17 protein-coding genes are annotated in these 20,067 nt (G+C 70.0%); 8 read left to right on the top strand and 9 right to left on the bottom strand.

Annotation, left to right across the window (positions count from 1 at the left end; translation table 11 throughout):
* Positions 1-99: 99 nt before the first annotated feature.
* Both AC16DP_RS01100 and AC16DP_RS01095 read right to left on the bottom strand, forming a co-directional pair.
* Complete coding sequence (locus AC16DP_RS01100; RefSeq protein WP_329727746.1) at positions 100-1,422, bottom strand: flotillin family protein; 1,323 nt, start codon at positions 1,420-1,422, stop codon at positions 100-102.
* 15 nt (positions 1,423-1,437) lie between these two features.
* Entirely contained in the window at positions 1,438-1,998 is a 561-nt protein-coding gene (locus tag AC16DP_RS01095) for a hypothetical protein (RefSeq protein WP_329727745.1), read from the bottom strand.
* Between the two features lie 110 nt (positions 1,999-2,108).
* Between AC16DP_RS01095 and AC16DP_RS01090 the strand changes: the two genes are divergently transcribed.
* Together AC16DP_RS01090 and AC16DP_RS01085 are read left to right on the top strand one after the other, a co-directional pair.
* A complete protein-coding gene (locus tag AC16DP_RS01090) occupies positions 2,109-3,164 on the top strand; it encodes a lysylphosphatidylglycerol synthase transmembrane domain-containing protein (protein ID WP_329727744.1) in 1,056 nt (351 codons plus the stop codon).
* A gap of 97 nt (positions 3,165-3,261) precedes the next feature.
* Entirely contained in the window at positions 3,262-4,296 is a 1,035-nt protein-coding gene (locus AC16DP_RS01085) for a PA0069 family radical SAM protein (RefSeq protein ID WP_329727743.1), read from the top strand.
* A gap of 3 nt (positions 4,297-4,299) precedes the next feature.
* On the opposite strand, the gene AC16DP_RS01080 is transcribed toward AC16DP_RS01085, so the two are convergent.
* From AC16DP_RS01080 to serC, 3 genes are all read right to left on the bottom strand, one after another.
* Positions 4,300-6,393 carry a M13 family metallopeptidase gene (locus AC16DP_RS01080; RefSeq protein ID WP_329727742.1) on the bottom strand — a complete coding sequence of 698 codons (2,094 nt, stop codon included), beginning with the start codon at positions 6,391-6,393 and terminating at the stop codon, positions 4,300-4,302.
* A 96-nt stretch (positions 6,394-6,489) separates the two neighbouring features.
* Positions 6,490-7,050, bottom strand: a complete 561-nt coding sequence (locus AC16DP_RS01075; RefSeq protein ID WP_329727741.1) for a chalcone isomerase family protein — start codon at positions 7,048-7,050, stop codon at positions 6,490-6,492.
* Positions 7,051-7,080: 30 nt separating this feature from the next.
* Positions 7,081-8,169: a 3-phosphoserine/phosphohydroxythreonine transaminase gene (serC, locus tag AC16DP_RS01070; RefSeq protein WP_329727740.1), complete on the bottom strand. Its 1,089-nt coding sequence runs from the start codon at positions 8,167-8,169 to the stop codon at positions 7,081-7,083.
* 125 nt (positions 8,170-8,294) lie between these two features.
* On the opposite strand from serC, the gene AC16DP_RS01065 reads away from it, so the two are divergent.
* The 5 genes from AC16DP_RS01065 to AC16DP_RS01045 all read left to right on the top strand — a co-directional run bounded on the left by AC16DP_RS01065 (position 8,295) and on the right by AC16DP_RS01045 (position 14,628).
* Positions 8,295-8,879, top strand: coding sequence for an RNA polymerase sigma factor (locus AC16DP_RS01065; protein ID WP_414640695.1), 585 nt, complete (start codon positions 8,295-8,297; stop codon positions 8,877-8,879).
* Positions 8,880-8,884: 5 nt separating this feature from the next.
* Entirely contained in the window at positions 8,885-9,694 is an 810-nt protein-coding gene (locus AC16DP_RS01060; RefSeq protein WP_329727739.1) for a hypothetical protein, read from the top strand.
* Positions 9,691-11,340, top strand: a complete 1,650-nt coding sequence (locus tag AC16DP_RS01055) for a caspase family protein (protein WP_329727738.1) — start codon at positions 9,691-9,693, stop codon at positions 11,338-11,340. Before AC16DP_RS01060 ends, AC16DP_RS01055 begins: the two co-directional genes overlap by 4 nt.
* On the top strand, positions 11,340-12,080 hold the full coding sequence (locus AC16DP_RS01050; protein ID WP_329727737.1) for a carboxypeptidase regulatory-like domain-containing protein: 741 nt from the start codon (positions 11,340-11,342) through the stop codon (positions 12,078-12,080). The genes AC16DP_RS01055 and AC16DP_RS01050 overlap by 1 nt, the downstream gene beginning before the upstream one ends.
* Positions 12,081-12,255: 175 nt before the next feature.
* Positions 12,256-14,628, top strand: coding sequence for a hypothetical protein (locus AC16DP_RS01045; RefSeq protein ID WP_329727736.1), 2,373 nt, complete (start codon positions 12,256-12,258; stop codon positions 14,626-14,628).
* Positions 14,629-14,704: 76 nt separating this feature from the next.
* On the opposite strand, the gene AC16DP_RS01040 is transcribed toward AC16DP_RS01045, so the two are convergent.
* The 4 genes from AC16DP_RS01040 to AC16DP_RS01025 all read right to left on the bottom strand — a co-directional run bounded on the left by AC16DP_RS01040 (position 14,705) and on the right by AC16DP_RS01025 (position 18,092).
* Positions 14,705-15,421 (bottom strand): HvfC/BufC N-terminal domain-containing protein, encoded by a 717-nt coding sequence (locus AC16DP_RS01040; RefSeq protein ID WP_329727735.1) that lies wholly within the window; start codon positions 15,419-15,421, stop codon positions 14,705-14,707.
* The gene (bufB, locus tag AC16DP_RS01035; protein ID WP_329727734.1) at positions 15,418-16,260 is read right to left on the bottom strand and encodes an MNIO family bufferin maturase; all 843 of its coding nucleotides are present in this window, start codon (positions 16,258-16,260) and stop codon (positions 15,418-15,420) included. Before bufB ends, AC16DP_RS01040 begins: the two co-directional genes overlap by 4 nt.
* A gap of 91 nt (positions 16,261-16,351) precedes the next feature.
* Positions 16,352-16,585: a hypothetical protein gene (locus AC16DP_RS01030; protein ID WP_329727733.1), complete on the bottom strand. Its 234-nt coding sequence runs from the start codon at positions 16,583-16,585 to the stop codon at positions 16,352-16,354.
* Between the two features lie 76 nt (positions 16,586-16,661).
* Positions 16,662-18,092 (bottom strand): M61 metallopeptidase family protein, encoded by a 1,431-nt coding sequence (locus tag AC16DP_RS01025; RefSeq protein WP_329727732.1) that lies wholly within the window; start codon positions 18,090-18,092, stop codon positions 16,662-16,664.
* A gap of 382 nt (positions 18,093-18,474) precedes the next feature.
* On the opposite strand from AC16DP_RS01025, the gene AC16DP_RS01020 reads away from it, so the two are divergent.
* Positions 18,475-20,061, top strand: coding sequence for a helix-turn-helix domain-containing protein (locus AC16DP_RS01020; RefSeq protein WP_329727731.1), 1,587 nt, complete (start codon positions 18,475-18,477; stop codon positions 20,059-20,061).
* Positions 20,062-20,067 lie beyond the last annotated feature (6 nt).

Here is a 20,067-nt window from a genome sequence, read left to right as displayed (position 1 = left end):
CCGGGCGGGGAGGCCGGGCCCGGCCCCTGAGGACGAGGAGGACGCGGCCCGGAGGGCTCTCCGTGGGCGGCTCTCCGTGGGCGGGGGCGCCCGCGCCGACTAGTGGGGGCCGGACGCGTTCCACGGCGTCAGCCCCTCCGCGCTCCCGGCGCCCTGGGCGCTCCGTGGGGGCGAGGCCCCATCCCCCGTGGGCGGTGCGGTTCCCGTGGACGGTGCATGGGTGATGACCTGGGCGGCCATCAGCGTCTGCACCACCCGGAGGATGTCGTCCGAGCCGGCCGTCACGGCGCTCTGGCCACCATTCGAGCCCGCGGCGCCGAAGTTGACGAACTGGCTGTTGGCGAGCGCCCCGGCCACCGCGCGGGTCAGCTCCGGAGCCAGCTCCAGGCGGCGCAGCTCGAGGTACACCTGCCCCGTCTCCAGCAGCGCCTGCGCCTTCTTGCGGATGGCATCCGCCTCGGCCTCGGCGACCAGCCGGATGCGCGCCGCCTGGGCCCGCCCCTCCGCCTCCAGGGCGATGACGTTCTGATCCGCGTCCGCCTGGGCCTGGGTGATCTGCGAGGCACCGAGCTCGGCCTGACGCAGCTCGCGGATGACGGCCTGGCGCTCGGCCTCGGCACGTGCGATGGCCGCCCCGTTGGCGGCGATCTGCATCTTCAAGGCGCGCTCCTGGTCGTTGACCTTCTGCGCGGCCTCGAGCTGGGCGATCTTCGCGCGCTGCTCCTCCCTCGCCTGCACCACGTCCGCGCTGGCCTTGGCGCGTGCCGCGGATTCGCGCCGCCGGGCCTCGGCCACCTCGCTCAGCACGGCCTTGATGTTGAGGCTGTTGAAGGACAACCCGAGGTCCAACAGCTCGCGGGAGCAGGCCTCCTTGATGATGACCGCCAGCTCGTCATCCTCGCCGTGCGCCACCAGCGCCTCCTTGTCCTTGAGCGGAGCCGAGGCCGCCGGCGCGGCGGTGCGGGAGTTGAAGAGCTGATCATGCTTGAGCAGGTTGATGGCCCGCCGTCCCGCCGAGGACAGCACGTCGGTCAGTGTCGAGAGCTGCTCGTCCGGGGATTTGGAGAAGAACTTGTTCGCGGAGGTGTTCACCATCGCGTCCTCCTCTCCGACGCTCACGATGGCGGAGGCCTTGACGGTGACCTTCACGGGCGCGGGCGCTCCGCTCGCATCCATGTCCGCGGTCTGGTCGGTGATCTCGATGTCCACGTTGATGGCGGAGGCGGGAACGGTCCGGCTCACGGTGAGAATGGGAATCACCACCGCCTTGCAAGGCCCCCGGTAGATGCGGAGGTTGCCATTGAGCCAGCTCACCAGGCGGATCTCCCCGGCCTCCACGTCCCGGAGGAATGCGCTGACGACCATGGGCGTGAGGAGGATGACCAGCAGGGTGACGGCGGCCGCGATGAGCAGTGGGTTCACGGAAGTCTCCTTCCCTCAAAATAATGAGACGGTGACGCGCTCGTTCTCGGGATCGATCTCCTCGATGCGGAGCTTGTCCCCCACCTGGACTGGCAGCATCGACTGGCCCTCGACGAGCCGGGCGCTGAGCTGGACGCTCCGTCCATCGCGGATGACCCGCACCAGCCCCTTGCCGTTGCGGAAGGGAGTGACCGCGCGCGCGTCCTCCATGAGGAGCGCCGGGAGCGGCGAGCTGGGCCGCCCCTGGAACTGGAACGCCAGCTTCCAGAGAGGCGCGAGCACGAACCGCTCCACCAGGAGCGCCGGGAGGAGCGCCAGCAGGGCCACGAGCCAGAGGGACGAGAGGGTGAGCGCCAGCACGTTCCCGAAGGCGCCGTAGAGCGCGAGCAGGCTGAAGAGGAGGCGGGGCTCGGGCAGGAAGTGCATGAAGCCGTGGCCCGCGTGCGCCACGTGCCCGGGTGCGTGCGTTACATGCCCGCTCCCGTGTCCCAGATGCCCGTGGTGGAAGACCCCGGGAATCGCCATGGCACTCAGGCCCACGAGCCCCACGCACATCACGATGAGGAAGAAGAGCATGTGCCACCCCTGCCTTTCCCGTGGGCCTGCACCTCGCGCCGTGCGAGCCCATCCTCCATGAGTGGGAAGTGCGCACGCGGGCCACACCCCGCGTGGTCCAGGGGGAACAGATGCCGAGCCCGACAGCCGAGACACCGGGCGGAGGGGGCTTGCTGGACGGCCCGCTTCCCATGCGGCGGGGGCGCTGGTGGTGGGTGCCCGGGATCGTCCTGTTGATGGCCCTGGTCGCCTTCGTGCTCGCTCGCCATGCCGAGGAGGAGCGGTTCCTCCACCTGTTGCGCCAGGCGCGGCCGGGATGGCTGCTGGTGGCGGTGCTGCTCCAGTTGGCCACCTACCTGTGCGACGGCGTCCAATGGCAGCGCGTGCTGAGGCACACGGGCGTGCGAGCCCCGGTGTGGGGGCTGGCCCGGCTGTCGCTGATGAAGCTCACCTTCGACCAGCTCATCCCCACGGCGGGCATTGGCGGTTCGATGATGGTGGCACGAGGCCTTCGCAAGGTGGGAGCCGCGCCGGGAGCGGCGGCGGCGGCCATCCTCATGACCCTCCTGTGCTTCTACGCGGCCCAGGCCCTCTCGGTGGGCTGGAGCCTCGTCTACCTCTGGTCCCACGAGGAGTTGGATGCGCTGGTGCGATGGATGGCCACGGCCTTCTCCGGGGTGGCTGTCGCCGTACCCGCCATCATCCTGCTGCTCGCCGGGCGCGAGGACTGGCGGCCGGGACCCTGGTTGCGGAGGGTGCCCGGGCTCCCGGCCCTGTTGCGCGCGGTGGCCGGCGTGCCCCCCAGGCTGCTCCGTGACCCTCCGCTGCTCGCGCAGGGCACCTTGCTCCAGGTGGCCGTCTTCGTCCTCGATGCCGCCACGCTGGGCGTCCTGGTGCGGGCGCTGGGTGAGTCCACGTCGCTCGGCACCGTGTTCGCGAGCTTCATGATGGCCTCCGTGGCGCAGACGGTGTCCTTCCTCCCCGGAGGCGTGGGCACCTTCGAGGCGGCCTCGGTGGCCATGCTCTCCTTCCTCGGGTTGCCGGTGGAGGCCGCGCTGACGGCCACCCTGCTGTTCCGGGGGTTCACCTTGTGGCTGCCGTTGTTGCCCGGCTTCTATCTGCTGCGCTGGAGCCTTCCCGGCAACGAGCGCCAGGATGACCATCGACCTGCCGCTCCTCCCCGGTGAGCAGGCTCGTCCGCTCGCCGGCCTGACCGGCCACGTTGGGAAGCCCCTCCCCAATCAACCTCTTGACTGAACGTCCTTTCAGATTCACCCTGGGAGTGTGAAGCCCCGTCCCATCTCCAATCCGATCAACCCCTGGGACACCACCGCGGTGGAGTACCTGGACGAGATTCCTCCCGCGAAGCTGGAGGTGCTCGAGGACCACAGCCGCGAGGTGCTCGGGCGCAACGACAGCCCGGACGTCGGCTTCACCTGGAGCGTCAATCCCTACCGGGGCTGCCTCCACGCCTGCGCGTACTGCTACGCGCGGCCCTACCACGAGTACCTCGGCTTCGGCGCCGGCACGGACTTCGAGACGAAGCTGGTGGTGAAGCCCCAGGCCGCGGAGTTGCTGCGCGCCGCCTTCGAGCGCAAGAGCTGGAAGGGAGAGGCCATCGCCTTCAGCGGCGTCACCGACTGCTACCAGCCCCTCGAGGCCTCGCTGCGGCTCACCCGCGCCTGCCTGGAGGTCTGCGCCGAGTACCGCAACCCGGTGGGCATCATCACCAAGGGGCCGCTCATCGAGCGGGACCTGGACGTGCTGAAGACGCTGGCGCAGGAGGCCCGGGTGTCGGTGTGCATCACCCTGCCCTTCCACGACGAGCAGGTGGCGCGCGCCATGGAGCCGTACGTGGCCACGCCCCGGCGGCGGCTGCAGACGATGGAGCGGCTGGCCGCGGCGGGCATCCCCGTGGGCGTGGCGGTGGCGCCCGTCATCCCCGGGCTCAACGACGAGGACATGGTGCGCGTGCTCACCGCGGCGCGCGAGGCCGGCGCCACCCGTGCCTTCTACACGCTGCTGCGGCTGCCGGGCCCCGTGCAGGCCGTCTTCGAGGAGCGCCTGCGCGAGAAGCTCCCCCTGCGGGCCGAGCGGGTGCTGCACCGCATCCGCGAGACGCGCGGGGGAGCGCTCAACGACGCGCGCTTCAGTGTCCGCATGCGGGGCGAGGGCCTCTACGCGGACACGATCCACAAGCTCTTCAACACCACCGCGCGCCGCCTGGGGCTCAACAGCGAGTGGCCCTGGGAGGGGGCGGAGAAGGAGAGCACCTTCCGCCGCCCCATGAAGCCGGGCACGCAGCTCAGCTTCTTCTGAGCGCTACCAGACCTCGCAGCGCCGCGCGGCCGGGCGCACCAGCTTCGCGCCCTCCTGGCACTGGAAGGCCTTCTGGAACTCCTTCAGGTTCCCCAGCGGCCCGTTCACCCGCCAGTGCGGCGGCGAGTGCGAATCCACCATCGCCATCTGCCGCGCGAAGGGATCCCGGTACTTCGAGCACCACGACTGCGCGTAGCCCAGGAAGAACTGCTGGCTCGGCGTGAAGCGGTAGCCATTCACCTGCTTCGCCGCCTCGGGGTCCCTCGCCAGCCACGCCTCCATGGCCGCGTGCGCCAGCTTCAGGCCGCCCAGGTCCGCCACGTTCTCCCCGAGCGTCAGCGCTCCGTTCACCTTCAGCTCGTCGATGGCCGTGTACCCGTCGTACTGCTCCTTCACGCACGCCACGCGCTCGCGGAACGCCTTGTCCGACTCCGGCGTCCACCAGTCGCGCAGGTTGCCCACGGCGTCGTACTGGCGGCCCTCGTCGTCGAAGCCGTGGGTGATTTCATGCCCCACCACCATGCCCATGGCCCCGAAGTTCACTGGCGCCGTCGCCTCGCGGTTGAAGAACGGAGGCTGCAGGATGCCCGCCGGGAAGATGATCTCGTTGAGGGCCGGGTTGTAGAAGGCGTTCACGATGGACGGCGGCGTCAGCCACTCGTCCTTGTCCACCGGCTTGCCGATCTTCGCCAGCTGCCGCGCCTGCTCGAACGCCTCCGCGTTCACCCACGCGCCCAGGAACGAGCCGCGCTCCACCTTCAGCGCGTCGTAGTTGCGCCACTTGTCCGGGTAGCCAATCTTGTTGGCGATCTTCCGCACCTTCACCAGCGCCTGCTCGCGCGTGGGCGCGTCCATCCACGCCAGCGTGTCCAGGTTGCGCTCGAAGGACTTCTCGACCTCCATCACCATCTGCTGCGTGGTCGTCTTGCCATCCGCGCCGAACGTCTTCGCGATGAAGGGCTGCGCCAGCGCCTCGCCCAGCGCACCGTTGGTGTAGCGCACGCACTTCTTCCAGCGCGGCACGTCCGCCTTCGCGCCCGTCAGGTTCTGCGAGGTGAAGCGGAAGCGCTCCTCCTGGAAGGCCTTGGGCAGCGCCGGAATGACGCTCATCACGTATTGCGACGTCAGGTACGCCTTCCACGTCTCCGGCTTCGCCGTCTTCACCAGCCGCTCCACCTCCTTGAAGAAGGGCGGGTGCGTGACGTTGAGCGCCTGCACGTCCTTCGCGCCCGCGGCCGTGAAGTACACGTCCCACGGGAAGGCCGGCGCCTCCGCCTTCAGGCCCTTGCGCTCCAACCGGTGGTAGAGGCTCTTCGGCTCGCGGCGCTCCACGCGCGTCAGCGACACCTTCGCCAGCGCCGTCTCCGTCTCCAGCACCGACGCCGCGCTCTTCGCCGCCTGCTCCGGCGTCTCGCCCAGCAGCACGAAGAGGTTCTTCAGGTGCTCCGCGTACGCCGTGCGCAGCGCCTTCGATTTCTCGTCATCCTTCAGGTAGTAGTCCCGGTCCGGCAGCCCCAGTCCGCCCTGGTCCACCTCGCCGATCACCTGGCTGGCGTCCTTCAGGTCGTTGTTGGAGCTCAGGTTGAAGAGCGGGAACACGCCGCGCGCATGCATCGTGCCCACCACCTGGGCCAGGTCCTTCGCGCTCTTCACCGCCGTCAGCTTCGCCAGCTCCGCCTTCAGCGCGGGCAGCGAGGCCTCCAGCTGCGCCTCGTCCATGCAGGCGCCGTAGTAGTCACCCAGCTTCTGCGGGTACGGCGTCCCCTCGGGGGCCTTGCCCGTGGACGCGGCCTCGAGGATCTCCCGGAGCACCTCCTCGTTGCGCGCGGCGATCGAGTCGAAGCCGCGCGACCAGCGCGGGCGATCCGCGGGGATCTCCGTGTTCTTCACCCAGTTGCCGCACGCGTACTCGTAGAAGTCCTCGCACGGGTTCGCCTGCGCGTTGATCGCCGCAGCGTCCAGTCCGGGCGGCAGCGGCTTCGGCTCGGGCGCCGGCTGCTCCTGGGGGGGCGGCGGGGCCGGAGGCGTGGGCGCGGGCTCCGCCGTCTTGCAGGCGGACACCACGAGGCAACAAGCGGCGAGCAATGCCTTTCTCATCCAGTGTTTCTCCATGTGGGGAGTCGAAGCGGGCCGCACCCTACCCGGCGCGCGGCCCGCTGCAACGTCTGGATGAGGCGGACATTCCGCTGGTGACTACTCCTTGCCCAGCATTCCGTCCCGGAGGCTCTCGTCCACCGGGCTCTTCCCCAGCCACACCGAGAAGAGCGCGTCCGAGAAGTCCTTGCCCTCCACGGAGATCTTCTGCCCCGCCTTGCTCTCGATCGTCGTGCCCTTGCCCGGCACGTACGTCAGCAGCAGCTCATCCCCCTTCTTCAGGTCCGGGATGGCCGAGGTGAACGTGTCCAGCCGCTGCTGCAGCGCCGGCAGCTGGTCCTTCGCGTTCTTCTTGAAGCCGTCGACGATCGCCTCGGTGATCGCCTTCTTGTCCAGGTCGCGCAGCATCGACATGCGCACCCGCTTCACCTGGTCCGTCTCGATGAGCTGCTGGGCGCTTTGCGACGGGCTCTCCACGTACAGGCCCGCCGCGTACACCTTGAAGACGAGCTTCTTGCGCAGGCCCGCGCCATTGAGCTTCAGCTCCTTGCCCTCGGCCTGGAGCGTGTCGGGAAACCGCACGCCCGCGACCTCCTTGGCGGCGGCGGGCAGCGCGAGCACAACGGCCATCACAGCGGCGAACAGCGTGGCGTTCTTCATGACCCCTCCTGAAGGGTGGAGGGGCACACGCTACCCGTTCTTCCGGACGAACTCCTCCATGAATGAGACCAGCGCCCGGACGTTGTCCACCGTCACCGCGTTGTAGGTGGACACCCGGATGCCTCCCGCCTGGCGGTGCCCCTTGAGGCCCACCATCCCCGCCTTCCTGGCCTCGGCCACGAATGTGTCGTCCAGCTCCTGCGTGGGCAGCTTGAAGACGACGTTCATGTACGAGCGCGATTCACGCTCCACCGGCGCATGGTAGAAGCCCGCGTGCTTGTCGAGCGCCCCATAGAGCAGCTCGCCCTTCTCCCGGTTCCACTTCTCCAACTGAGCCAGGCCTCCCACCTGCTTCACCCAGGCCAGGACGTTGCGGCACAGGTAGATGGCCAAGGTCGGCGGCGTGTTGTAGAGCGAGTTGTTTTCCGCGTGCGTCGAGTAGCGGAAGATCTTCGGGATGTCCTTGCGGCCGCGGGCGATGAAGTCCTTGCGGGCCACGGCGATCAGCACGCCCGAGGGGCCCAGGTTCTTCTGCGCTCCCGCGTAGATGAAGGCGAAGCGCCTCACGTCCATGGGCTTCCACATGAAGTCCGAGCTCATGTCCGCCACCAGCGGGACGTGGCCCACCTCGGGCCAGTGGTGCCACTGGGTGCCGTAGATGGTGTTGTTGCTCGTCAGGTGGACGTAGGCCGCCTGGGGGTCCAGCTGCAGCTCGTCCTGCCGGGGCACCCGCACGTAGCGCTTGTCCGGCAGCACCGTGGTGGCGGCGATGCGCGCCTGGCCCACCAGCTTCGCCTCCTCGTAGGCCTTCTCGCTCCACACCCCCGTCATGAGGTAGTCCGCGCTGGCGCCCGGAGGCAGGAAGTTCATGGGCACCTGGGCGAACTGCTGCGACGCCCCACCCGTGAGGAAGAGCACCTGGTGGGTGTCCGGGATGCCCAGCAGCCCGGTGAGCAGGGAGATGGCCTCGTCGTGGACGGACTCGTACTCCTTGCCCCGGTGGCTGTGCTCCATGATCGACATGCCGGAGCCCTGGAAATCGAGCAGCTCGTCCCGCGCGCGCTCGAGGGCGGGCAGGGGCAGCCCGGCGGGGCCGGCGTTGAAGTTGATGACGCGCATGGTCGTGTCCTCACGAAAGTGAACAACCGCCCCGGCATTCTGCCCCACGCGCCCCCCAGGGGAAGCGGGAAGCGAGGCGTCCGTCCACCGGGTGGCGTGTGGCCGCCGCGGTACCAGGAGGGTCCATGAGCCGGGTGGGTTCCTCTCGGGAGCTGACGGAGTGGGTGGTGCGGGCCGCACGAGGGGAGGCGCCTGCCTTCAGCGAGCTGTACCGGCGGACCCGGCCCCTGGTGGCCCGGCTGACGGCCAGTTTCGCTCCATTGGACGCGGATGAGGTGGAAGACGTGATTCAGGAGACCTACGTGCGTGCCTTCAAGGCGCTCCCCCGGCTCAAGGAGCCGGCGGCCTTCGAGGCGTGGCTCCTGTCCATCGCCCGCAACCGGGCCCGCACCCGCCTGGAGCGCAAGGGGCAGACGCGCCGCATGGACGAGGAGCTCTCCGAGCCCCAGCCGGAGACCGTCCCGGTGGTGCCCGAGGCCCTGCAGCTCGAGCGGGACATGGCCGTGGTGCGCCAGCTCATCGCCGAGCTGCCCGAGGGCGAGGAGAAGAAGACCGTCCACCTCTTCTACGTGGAGGGGGAGCTGTCGGCCCGGGAGATCGCCGAGAAGCTCGGGGTGGGCAAGAGCGCGGTGACGATGCGCCTGGAGCGTTTCCGGGCCCGAATCAAGCAGGAGCTGCTCCGGCGCGTGCTCGCCGGACGGTGGGAGTAGGCCGCATGAGACACCTGGATACCGAAGCCCTGCGGGCCCTGAGCACCGGTGAGCCGGAGGCGGTGGCGTACTTCCGCGAGCACCTGGCGCACCCGTGCGAGGCGTGCATCGACTTCCTGGCCAGGACGCCCGGCCCCGGGCTGCTCGATGGGCAGGTGGACGCCCTGTTGCTCCACCTCGCGCCCGCCCGGCAGGAGGAGCCCCGGCTGGACGAGGTGGGGTACGCCCGCGTCCGCCGCGGCCTGCGCGCCCCCGCCCGCCCCTGGAGCAGGGTGGCGGCGGCCCTGGCGGTGGCGGCGGGGCTCGCGGGGCTCGTCGTCCTCACCCGCGCCCAGGTGGAGCCGCCCGGCGGGGCGAAGCGCACCTGGGACGGGGTGAAGGGCGTGGGCACCCTCTCGCTGGAGACCTCCGTGGTGGCCCGCGAGCCGGATGGCCACCTGCGCCGGATGGATCCAGGCACCAGCGCCTCGGACCAGGACGTGCTGGTGCTGCGCTACCACGCCACCGAGGCCGGCGAGGCCCTCCTCTTCCAGCAGCGCGCGGACGCCGAGCCCGAGCTGCTCGGCCGCTTCCCCCTCTCCGCCGGCACCCATGAGCTGGAAGGCCCCCAGGGCCTGGTGGGCATCAGCCTGGAGGGCGAGTCCGGCCCCCTCACCTTGTGGCTGGTGGGCTTCCCCTCGAATCAGGTGCCGCCTCCCGAGGAGGTGCGCGAGGCACTCACCCGCGGCGACATGGAGGAGCGTTCGGTGCTGGCCATCACCCGCTTCGACCTCCACGTTCGCGGCGAGACAGGGCAGAATCCCACCCCACGGTGAGGCGACTCGTCTTCACGTTGTTGGCGGTGCTGGCGGCCTGCGCGGGCCCGGGCTCGCTCGAGAAGGGCGGCAAGGGCGGGCTCGTGTCCGTGAAGGTGGACGAGCGCGCGCTGTCCACGGCCTATGCCCCCCGGCGCCTGGCGCTGCTGGTGGGCGTGTCGCAGTTCCAGGACGCGCAGTGGAGGGATCTGCGCTACGCCTCCAAGGACGCGGAGGATCTGGCCGCGGCGCTGAGGGACCCCACGCGCGGCCACTTCGACTCGGTGCGCGTCCTGTCGCGCCCCGAGGAGACGACGCGGGCCTCCATCCTCGCGGCGCTCCGCCAGTTGCGGCAGGAGGCCCACCGGCCGGATGACGTGGTGGTGGTGTACTTCTCCGCGCACGGCACGCTGGCGCGCGACGGCCGGGGCGAGCTCAAGCGCTACCTGGTCACCACGGACGCCTCGTTCCGGGCCATCCCGCAGACGGCGCTGCCCATGGACGAGCTGAAGTCCGAGTTCGATCAGCTGCCCTCGCGCCGCCGGCTCATGGTGCTGGCCACCTGCCACAGTGGCAGCGGCAAGTCGCTGCTGCCCAAGGAGCTGGAGGCGGAGCTGGCCGGCATCAAGGACGGCTTCTACGCACGCCCCCTCGAGGAGTCGAGCCGGGCCTCCATGGTGTTCGCCGCCTGCGACTGGGGCGAGACGGCCCGCGAGGACGAGGGGCTGCAGAACGACATCTACACCCACTTCCTCATCGACGGGCTCAACGGCGCGGCGGACCGCAACTCGGACGGCGCCGTCACCGCCACCGAGGCGCATGACCATGCGCGCCGCGCCACCTACGCCTTCACCCAGGGGCGGCAGCGGCCCTCGGCGGAGATCCTCGAGGTGGGAGCGGATCCGGTGGTGCTCTCCGGCCACATCGACCGGACGGGCCGCCCGGAGCTCTTCTCGTACAACCCCCGGCTGGACGGCTTCACGCTGAAGGTGGACGGCGAGACGCGCACGGAGCTGCCCGGGGGCGCCGCGGTGCCGCCGGGCCGGCGCACCGTGGAGCTCACCAAGGGGGAGGACGTCCTGCTGCGCGAGGTGGTGGACGTCTCCGCGGGCGAGCGGCTGCCGCTGGAGCGCCTGTTGTCGGAGCGCTTCCCGAGGCGCTCGCTGACGTTGATGGGCGGCATGTTCTCCTTCGTGGACGCGCGCAGCCGCGACGAGCTGCTGCCCGCCTCGCCGGAGCTGGCGCTGGTGTTGCGGTTGGAGGAGCGCCCGCTGCCGGACCTGAGCCTCGTCTTCGACCTGAGCGGTGGCCGGGGCCGGCAGCAGCTGAACCTGGCGCCCGGCAACGCCGTGCCCTTCACCTACACCGCGCTGTCGATGGGGGCCGCGGTGCCCTACACTTGGCGGTGGGAGCGGCTGTCACTTTATGCGGGCCCGCGTGTGGCCGCTTTGTTCCTCCAGCGGTCCTTCCAGACGGAGGCCTTCACCGGTGGGCAGCAGTACTTCACCGTCAGCCCCGGGGTGGTGGGTGGCGTGGTGTGGCGGCTGGGCGAGCGGCTGGAGCTGAGCGCACAGACGCAGCTGATGGTGACGTACGTGGTGGTGGATGGGCAGGGACAGGCCGTGGGTTTCTCCGGCGGATGGGCCGGAGTGGGATACCGCTTCTGATGCGACAGAGCACCTACAGCGTCATGATGGCCCTCGCCCTCGTCGCGAGTGCATGCGGGGGGTTCGACAACACCCCCTTCCGGACCGGCACCGTGCGCGGCCAGCTCACCGAGGCCGACCCGTCGGTGGCCCTGGTGTCGCTGGTGGGCAACCCGGAGGTGCGGAGCACCGTGGCCCCGGACGGCTCCTTCGTGCTGGAGCACGTGCCGGCGGGCCCGGTGGAGCTCTTCATCGTGGCCTCCTCGGACAAGGCGGTGCGCCTGCCCGTGGTGGTGCCCGGAGGCGGCTCGGCGCGCCTGGAGGACGTGGAGCCCCGCGCGGCCGGCTTCCTCGAGCTGTTCGTGCGCGGACCCGCCCGCCAGGAGATGGAGGGGGGACAGGTGTCCGTGACGGGCACGCCCTTCCAGCGGCAGCCCCTCGCCAAGGACGGCAGCCTGAAGGTGGGTCCCCTCCCCGAGGGCTGCTACACGGTGGAGGCCTCCGCCACCGGCTTCCCGGTGAAGAAGACCGAGGCATGCGTGAAGGAGAGCGAGTCCAAGGAAGTGCGGATCCAGCTCCCCGGCGCGGACGACGGCACGGAGGACGACGTGGACCTGGTCCACCGCGGCTGCGCCCCCCCCGGCTGCGCACGTGGCTGCCTCTCCAGCGACCCATGCGCTCCAGGCCTCGCGTGCCGGGACGAGCGGTGCCTGGCCCCGATGCCTCCCGACACCACGGAGCGCCGTCCTTCGTCCCCGTGACGTCCGGCTGATCGCGTGGCGGGCGGCACAATCGCTCTCAAAATATGGGAAACCGGGTGACAGCCGCCTTCCCATTGCGGCCGCGTTTCAAGCTTGTGCTGAGGATGGATGCCCTCCAGGGCACCGTCCACGTAGCCCGCGCCATGCGTCGGAAACAGCGTTACGCTAGCCGGCCATGTGGAAGAAAACCTGGCTCATCGGCATCCTGGTGGCAGCGACGACGCTGTCTGGCTGTTCCTGTGGTGAACCCCCTCCGGGTGGTGGTCCCGACGGCGGTAGCTCGACGGACGGCGGCCCCAATGGCGGCGGGCCGGATGGGGGCGGAGGCGGAGGCGGATCCGACGGCGGAGGCGATGACGGCCCCACGATCGGCTCGCTGACCATCAGCCCCGCCAAGCCGCTGATCACCGTCTCGGGCAGCACCAGCGTCTCGCAGAAGTTCACGGTCTCGGCCACCTTCTCCGACGGGCACACGGAGGACGTGACGAACCAGGCCACCTTCAGCATCGATGACACGCGGCTGGGACGCTTCCTCGGGTCCACCTTCAACTCGGGCACCGAGGTGGGCGGCAGCAGCTTCGTGCGCGCCCGCATCGGCACCAAGTCCGTCTCCACCGACATCACGGTGAAGCTGGACCAGAAGGTGCCGGACACCACGGCCCCCACCGGCACCTCGCCGCTGCCCGCCAACCCGGACGGCCGCTTCGGCGGCACGGTGGATGCCGCGCGCAAGCCGCAGCTCGTCTACCCCAACAATGGCGTCATGGTGCCGCCCAACCTGGGGCAGCTGGAGATCCACTTCCTGTCGGGTCCCAGCACCAACACGCTCTTCGAGCTCCAGTTCTCCAACACCATCACCGACGTGCGCGTCTACCTGCGCTGCTACCTGCCCAGCGGCTTCACGCCGCCCACGGGCGCGGTGCCGTCGGGCCAGCGCGGCTGTATCTACACGCCGGAGGCCAAGGTGTGGAAGTTCCTCGCCGAGAGCAACCGCGGTGGCCAGCCGGTGCGGCTCATCGTGCGTGCCACGGACGACACGGGCACGGGCACGGTGGGCGTCTCCGACCCCATCTCCATCCAGTTCGCCCGCGCGGAGATCAAGGGCGCCCTCTACTACTGGACGACGTCGGGCGGCACCGGCGTGATGCGCTATGACTTCGCCGGCACGGGCACCTCCACCGCCACGGCCGTGCTGCGGGCCAGCAACATCAACACCAGCGTCAGCTGCGTGGGCTGCCACGCGCTGAGCCGCAACGGCAAGAAGCTGGTGGCCGAGGTCAACGGCCAGAACGACGGCCGGCTCGCGCTGATCGACCTGTCCGTCTTCGATGCCACCAAGGACAAGGTGGACCTGGCGCAGGGTGGCGCGAAGCTGAGCAACTTCGAGTCGTGGAACCCGGATGGCACCCAGTTCGTCGGCACCTACGCCGACAGTGGCTCCACCCGCTACACGCTGAAGCTCTTCAACGGCGACACCGCCGCCTCCGAGGGAGAGATCGCCGGGACCGGCACCTCGACCAACCCCGCCAACCACCCGGACTGGAGCGCGGACGGCCAGAAGATCGCCTACATGTCCATGGGCCTGGCCGGCACGAACCAGCGCAGCTTCAAGGGCGCCATCAAGATGGTGACGGCGAAGACGGGCGGCGGCTGGAACGATCCGGTGACGGTGGTGTCGTCCCTGGGCGGCCGCAACCGCTACTACCCGGCCATCGCGCCCGACTCGTCCTTCCTCGTCTTCAACGAGTCCACCTGCCCCTCCGGTGAGCAGCACACGGACTGCAACGGCGACACGGATCCGTCCGCGAAGCTGTGGGCCGCGAAGCTGGAGGCCAACGCGACGCCGGTGGAGCTGGCCAACGCCAACAGGGGCGGCGTGATGGACAAGACGCAGACCAACCTGACCAACAGCTACCCGAAGTGGAGCCCCTTCGTGACGCGCGGCAACAACGGCGACACCAGCCGGCTCATGTGGGTGACGTTCTCCTCCTCGCGCAAGTACGGCCTGCGCCAGCCCGTCACGGCCTCGGGCGAGAACCCCTGGGGCACCCTGCTGTGGATGGCGGCGGTGGATCCGGACAAGGTGGGCGCGGGCGGCGATCCGTCCTACGCGGCCTTCGCGCTGCCCTTCCAGGACATCAACACGTCCAACCACATCGCCCAGTGGGCCAGCTACCTGGTGAGCAACGGGTGCAAGACGGACCTGGAGTCGTGCAGCAGCGCCAACCCGTGCTGCAACGGCCTGCAGTGCGTGCAGCAGAACCAGGATCCGCCCATCCCCTGTGACGTGGACGGGGCCTGCGTGTGCCAGGCGATCCCCGTGTGCAAGCTGTCCTTCGAGGCGTGCTCGACCGTGGCGCCCTGCTGCGAGGGTCTGCGCTGCCTGGACAACACCACCGGCGCCGACTGCGCGGGCGGCAGCTGCACCTGCACCCCGCCGTGCTCCGGCTTCGGGCAGACGTGCGGCGGCGCCTCCGCGTGCTGCGACGGTCTGCTGTGCGTGGCCGGCTCGAACGGCCGCAGCACCTGCCAGCCCGACATCCGGTAGTGGTACCGGCTCCGGCGGCCCTCGTGCCCGCCGGAGCCCCCACCCGCCGGGCGGCAACCCTCCGCCCGGTGGGGCTTCAAGGCGACAGGACGAGGCCGTCCGCCACGCACGACTCCACCGCGGCGCGGATGTCGGCCTCGGCCACGCCGGTGGCCTCGGCCACCTGGGACGGTGTGAGTCCCTCCACCGCCATCTTCACCGCCAGCAGCGAGCGGTCGTTCGCGGCCAGGAACATCGTCACCAGCCGCTCCGGGTGACGCCACAGCAGCGCCATCTCCTGCCCCGCCTCCGGCTGTCCCCTCCCCTGCCGCCGCACGTACGCGCAGAGCTGGAAGGGGTGCTCCAACACCGTGAGCGTCGGGTTCACCGTGAGCCGCTCCACCCGCTCCGGCACCGGCTCCAGGGCCGTGTACACCGCGAAGTCCGTCCACTCGAAGCGCGCCAGCGCCGGCAGGAAGTCCGGCAGCCCGCGCCGTGCCGCCTCGTCCGCGAGGAAGCCCGGGAAGCCCTCGCCCAGGTGGTTCATCTCGAAGGAGCGCGAGGGACTCGAGGCCTCGTACGCGCGCACCAGCTCCGCCCACGGCGGCGCGTCCATGCCCGCGCGCGTCAGCGGGTAGAGCTTCTCCAGCGTGGACGTCACGTGGTGGCGCACCATCTGCCCGTAGAGCGCCACCCGCGAGCGCGGCGCGTCCCAGCCCGGGTGCGCCATGTACAGCCGCTCCAGCGCGTCCGGGTCCGGCCGGGCGAGGTAGTGCTCCATCGACTCGAAGAAGCCACGCAGCCCCGGTTTCATCGCGCCTCCACTTCAGCCAGCACCGCGCGCGCCCGGTCCGCCTCGTCCAGCACCGCCTCCAGCGAGGGGATGTCCTGGTCCCACTCCAGCAGCGTCGACACCGGGCCCGTGCGCTCGAGCACGTAGCGGTACAGCGACCACACCTCGTCGCAGACCAGCGCCCCGTGCGTGTCGATGAGGACGTCCGGCTGCTGCTCGTGGCCCGCCAGGTGGATCTGCACCACCCGCTCCAGCGGCAGCGCGTCCATGAAGGCCCTCGGGTCATACCCGTGGTTGCGCGCGTTCACGTACACGTTGTTCACGTCCAGCAGCAGGCCGCAGTCCGCCTCCTCGGCCACGTGCCGCAGGAAGGCCGCCTCGTCCAACGTGCCCCCCGGCATGCGCGCGTAGTAGCTCGGGTTCTCCAGCAGGAAGGGCCGCCCCACCCGCGCCTGCACCTCACGCACCCGCGGCACCACGTGCTCCACCGCCTCCTCCGAGAAGGGCAGCGGCAACAGGTCATGCAGGTACGCGCCGCGCAGCCGCGAGTAGCAGAGGTGGTCCGAGAAGAAGGGCGCGTCCACCCGCTCCACCAGCGCCTTCAGCCGCGAGAGGTAGTCCTCGTCGAGCGGCTCCGGCCCGCCGATGTTCAACGCCACCCCGTGCGGCAGCACCGGCCAGCGCTCCACGCACGCATCCAGCGCGCGCCGCGGACGGCCTCCCAGGGTGAGGAAGTTCTCCGGGATGATCTCCACCCAGTCCAGGGCGCGGGAGGTCTCCGGGAGGCGCGCGTAGAACTCGCGCCGCAACCCGATGCCCGCCCCGAGCGGCTTCAGTCCATGTCTGCGCGCGTAGCTCACCGGTACCTCGGCTCCTCATGAAAAAGACACGGGCGGCGGGAAGAGGCCCCAGCCGCCCGGAAGACAACCCCGAGACTTCCGGGGCTATTCGTTACTGCGGCTTGGTGGCGGCGCCGCAGCCGTTGGCGCCGCACTTGTGCTCGCCACCCTTCTCCTCGGTGGTGGCGGCCTTCTGGCCGCTGCACTGGGACTCGCCGCCCTTCTCCTGGCTGGCGGCCGCGGTGCCCGTCTGCTCGGGGGCCGCCGCCTTGGACGTCGCACAGCCCGTGGCGAGCGTGCCGAGGGAGAGGGTTCCAACGATGGCGGCCATGGTCTTGATGTTCATGGTGTGTCCTTTCACTGCGGGGATGGAACGGCTGCGAGAAGCTCGCGCGGGGTGATACGCACGACGGATTGGGCGGTTACAGCTCTCCTCCACGCCGGGCCATCAGGGCGTCCCGAAGCGTGCTGTCACGAGCGGTTCCCAACCTCACTCCGTCCGGCGCGGGCTCCACACCGAGTGCTTCTAACAGAGGCGCCAGCTCGGCCAAAGCGGACCGGGGCAGGTGGCGGGACAGCACCTCGTGGAAGAGCGGCCGGCCGGCGACGGCATCCACCGCCGCGCCGAATGCGTCGAAAGTTGCAGCCGGGCCGGACTCGGCGAGCCGCTCGAGCACATCATCGAGACAGCGCGTGTTGCCGGTGACGCGGCGCAGCTCCACGTCCAGGTGCAGGGCGACGAGCGCGCCCGTCCAATAGGTGCCCATATAGGAGTCGCCCCGGGTGACGACGTCCTCCATGGTCCGCGAGCCCACGGCGGCGCGCGCCCGTTCGAAGCCGGCCAGCAGCTCCGTCCACGCGCGCTCCGGCGTCTGCCTGCCCGAGCGCGCCCGCGCCAGCTCCGTGTAGTAGGTGGCCAGCCCCTCGGACAGCCACGCGACGCGCGGGAGGATGGGCGGGTGCGCCAGGTGGAGGAGCTCGTGCACGGCCACCCAGTCCCGCGTGAAGGCGGCGGGCTCCGCGTCCTGGCCCACCCGCAGCGAGATGCTCGGCGGCGTGCTCCACAGCACCATGCCGAAGGGAACGGGGTCCTCGCGAGCCGGCACCGTGACGAGGCCCACGGTGACGCGGGGGTACGGGAAGGAGCGCCGCACCGTCAGCACCTCGCGGGCGGACCGCTCCAGCCATGCACAGAGCGCCGCGTCGTCCATGTGGGCCGGGCGTCCGAGCAGCGCCACCTCCAGCATGCCGCCCGGCAGGCGCACCGTGCACCGCCGCCCACCGAAGGCGTGGAAGCCCGAGTTCACCAGCTCATCGCCTCCCAGCTGATAGACCCCGCGCGCATCCGGCTCCCAGGGCAGCAGCGCGTCCACGCCCTCCACCACGAGCTCCGCGCGCAGCTCCGGGCCCACCGAGCGCGGGCGCAACAGCCAGGCACGGCCCGCGACCTGCCACGCCTCGCCCTCGCCCAGGCCGGTGAAGAAGCCCGCGTGCCGTCCACGTGGGCGCGCGTCCAGCGGGTAGCGGTAGCGCAACGAGCGGGTGTCCGGAGGCACGAGCACGTGGCCCTCGGCGGACACCGGCAGCTCACGCTCCGAGCCCTCGCGTCCGAAGACGCTCACCCGCTCGACACCGCCCGGTTGGGAGAAGAGGAACTCACGCGGAGCCCCCTCCCCCACCCGGAGGATATCCACCTCCAGCGCGTGCCGGGGCTCGCGGACATAGGTGACGTGGTAGCGCAGGAGTCCCGGCTCCTCGTGGGAAGGCGGCGGGCGCACGGGGAGACAGGAGCTCAGCGTCCCCAGCAGGGCGGCCACCGCCATGAGGGAGAGACCCGGCCTGGATGGAGGCATTTCGATCCCTTTTGACTCCGGGTGAACGCTCCCATGCAACCACGGCGGGAGAGCAGGCCTCGGGTTTCCTGTCCCGCACCCGACCTTCCGCCCCGCCGGCGCACCGTCCCAGCGTTGGTAAACGTCACGGGTAAAATTTTGACAGCCCGCGGGTTGTCCTGTGGTACAAGGCGCGGCTTCACACATCAAGCGCTGTAAAATCAACAACTTACCCGCTACTGAACACGTGGGGACGCGGACGGGCCCTCTCCGGGGTTCCCTCCAGAACACGGGGACCCGTCCTCGAAAACGTTGATTGCAAATTGGTAAAAGCCTCCGCACAGTGGCCGTGTCGGAGGGATTGGGTACTGGGAGTGACACCTCCCCTCCAGGACGCGCAGAGATGAACGAGAACGCACTCAACGCGAACGTGGGCCTGAAGCTGCGCAGTCTGAGGCTCGCGCGGAACATCAAGCAGACGGACGCGGCCAAGGACCTGGGGGTCTCCCCGGCGTACCTGAACCTCATCGAGAAGGGCAAGCGGGTGATGCCCTTCCCGCTGCTGTGGAAGGCCCTGCGCTACTTCGATCAGGACCCCGAGCAGTTCATGTCCACGCTCGGCGAGGGCCGGGTGGACGAGGCGCTCGCGAAGCTGCTGGACGAGCCGCTGCTCAAGAGCCTCGACATCGATCCGGAGTCGCTGCAGAGCCTGTCGGCCGAGCCGAAGCTGGCGGGCACGGTGGCGGCGCTCTTCAACCTCTACAAGAACACGCGCACGCAGCTGGAGAACGTGCTGGCGCAGCTCAACGCCGAGGAGCAGGCGCGCACACAGGCGGTGCCAGGCAGCTCGTCCGGAGCGGGCCTGCGCTTCGACTACTCGCCCTTCGACGAGGTGAGCGACTTCCTCCAGACGCACCACAACTACTTCCCCGAGCTGGAGGAGCAGGCCGAGGCGCTGCGCCGCGACTTCAAGCTGGGACGCCTGCTCACCAGCCAGCAGATGGTGCCGCTGCTGGAGGAGCGCTTCGGCTACCGGGTGCGCTTCGAGTCCGCGGTCAGCGGCTCCTCGGTGGTGCGCCGGTTCGATCCCGAGACCCAGGAGCTCATCCTCTCGCCGGACCTGACGGAGCAGCCGCTCAAGTTCCAGCTCGCCGCTTCCCTCGGCCTCATGGTGCTGGACCGGGAGAAGCTGGTGGAGCGGATCGTCGGGGCCTCGCGCACGCGGCACGCGGAGACGCATCGGCTGATCAAGGTGAACCTGGCCAACTACTTCGCCGGGGCGCTGATGCTGCCGTACGGGGACTTCTTCAAGGAGGTGGAGCGCACGCGCTACGACGTGGAGCTGCTCTCCAACCTCTTCGGCACCACGTACGAGACGGTGGCCCACCGCCTGTGCAACCTGTCGGACCCCAAGCGCAAGGGCCTGCCCTTCCACTTCCTGCGCTCGGACATCGCCGGCAACATCTCCAAGCGCTACAGCGGCACCGGCATCAAGTTCGCCACGGGCGGCGGCTCGTGCGGCAAGTGGGCCGTGCACCTGGCCTTCCTCAACCCGTCCCAAATCACCCGGCAGTACTCGATGATGCCGGACGGCACCTCGTACTTCTGCTTCGCCAAGGTGCAGCTGCAGCCCATTGAAGGCTCCATCGTGCGCGGCACGGCCTACTCCATCGGCCTGGGGACGCACGCGGAGAACGCCAAGTACCTGGCGTACGGGCTGCCCACCACGGATCTGCGCAAGGACGCGGTGCCCAGCGGCATCTCCTGCCGCTTCTGCGAGCGCACCGACTGCAACCAGCGCGCGGCGGCCAGCTACCGCTTCGCCTTCTCCTTCGACGAATACACCAAGAAGGATTGCTTCTTCTCGCCCCTGCTGGTGCACGAGGCCGGGCGCGGCAATGGCGAGCACCGCAACGGAAACGGGGACCCGGGCCGTGCGGATTCGCTGGACAAGCAGTCCCGCCGACGCAACAAGGGCGAGGAACACTGAGCCCCC

This window comes from Archangium sp. (genome assembly GCF_057119385.1).
The sequence above is the reverse complement of the archived record's forward strand: the minus strand, read 5'-3'. Positions and strand labels throughout refer to the sequence as shown.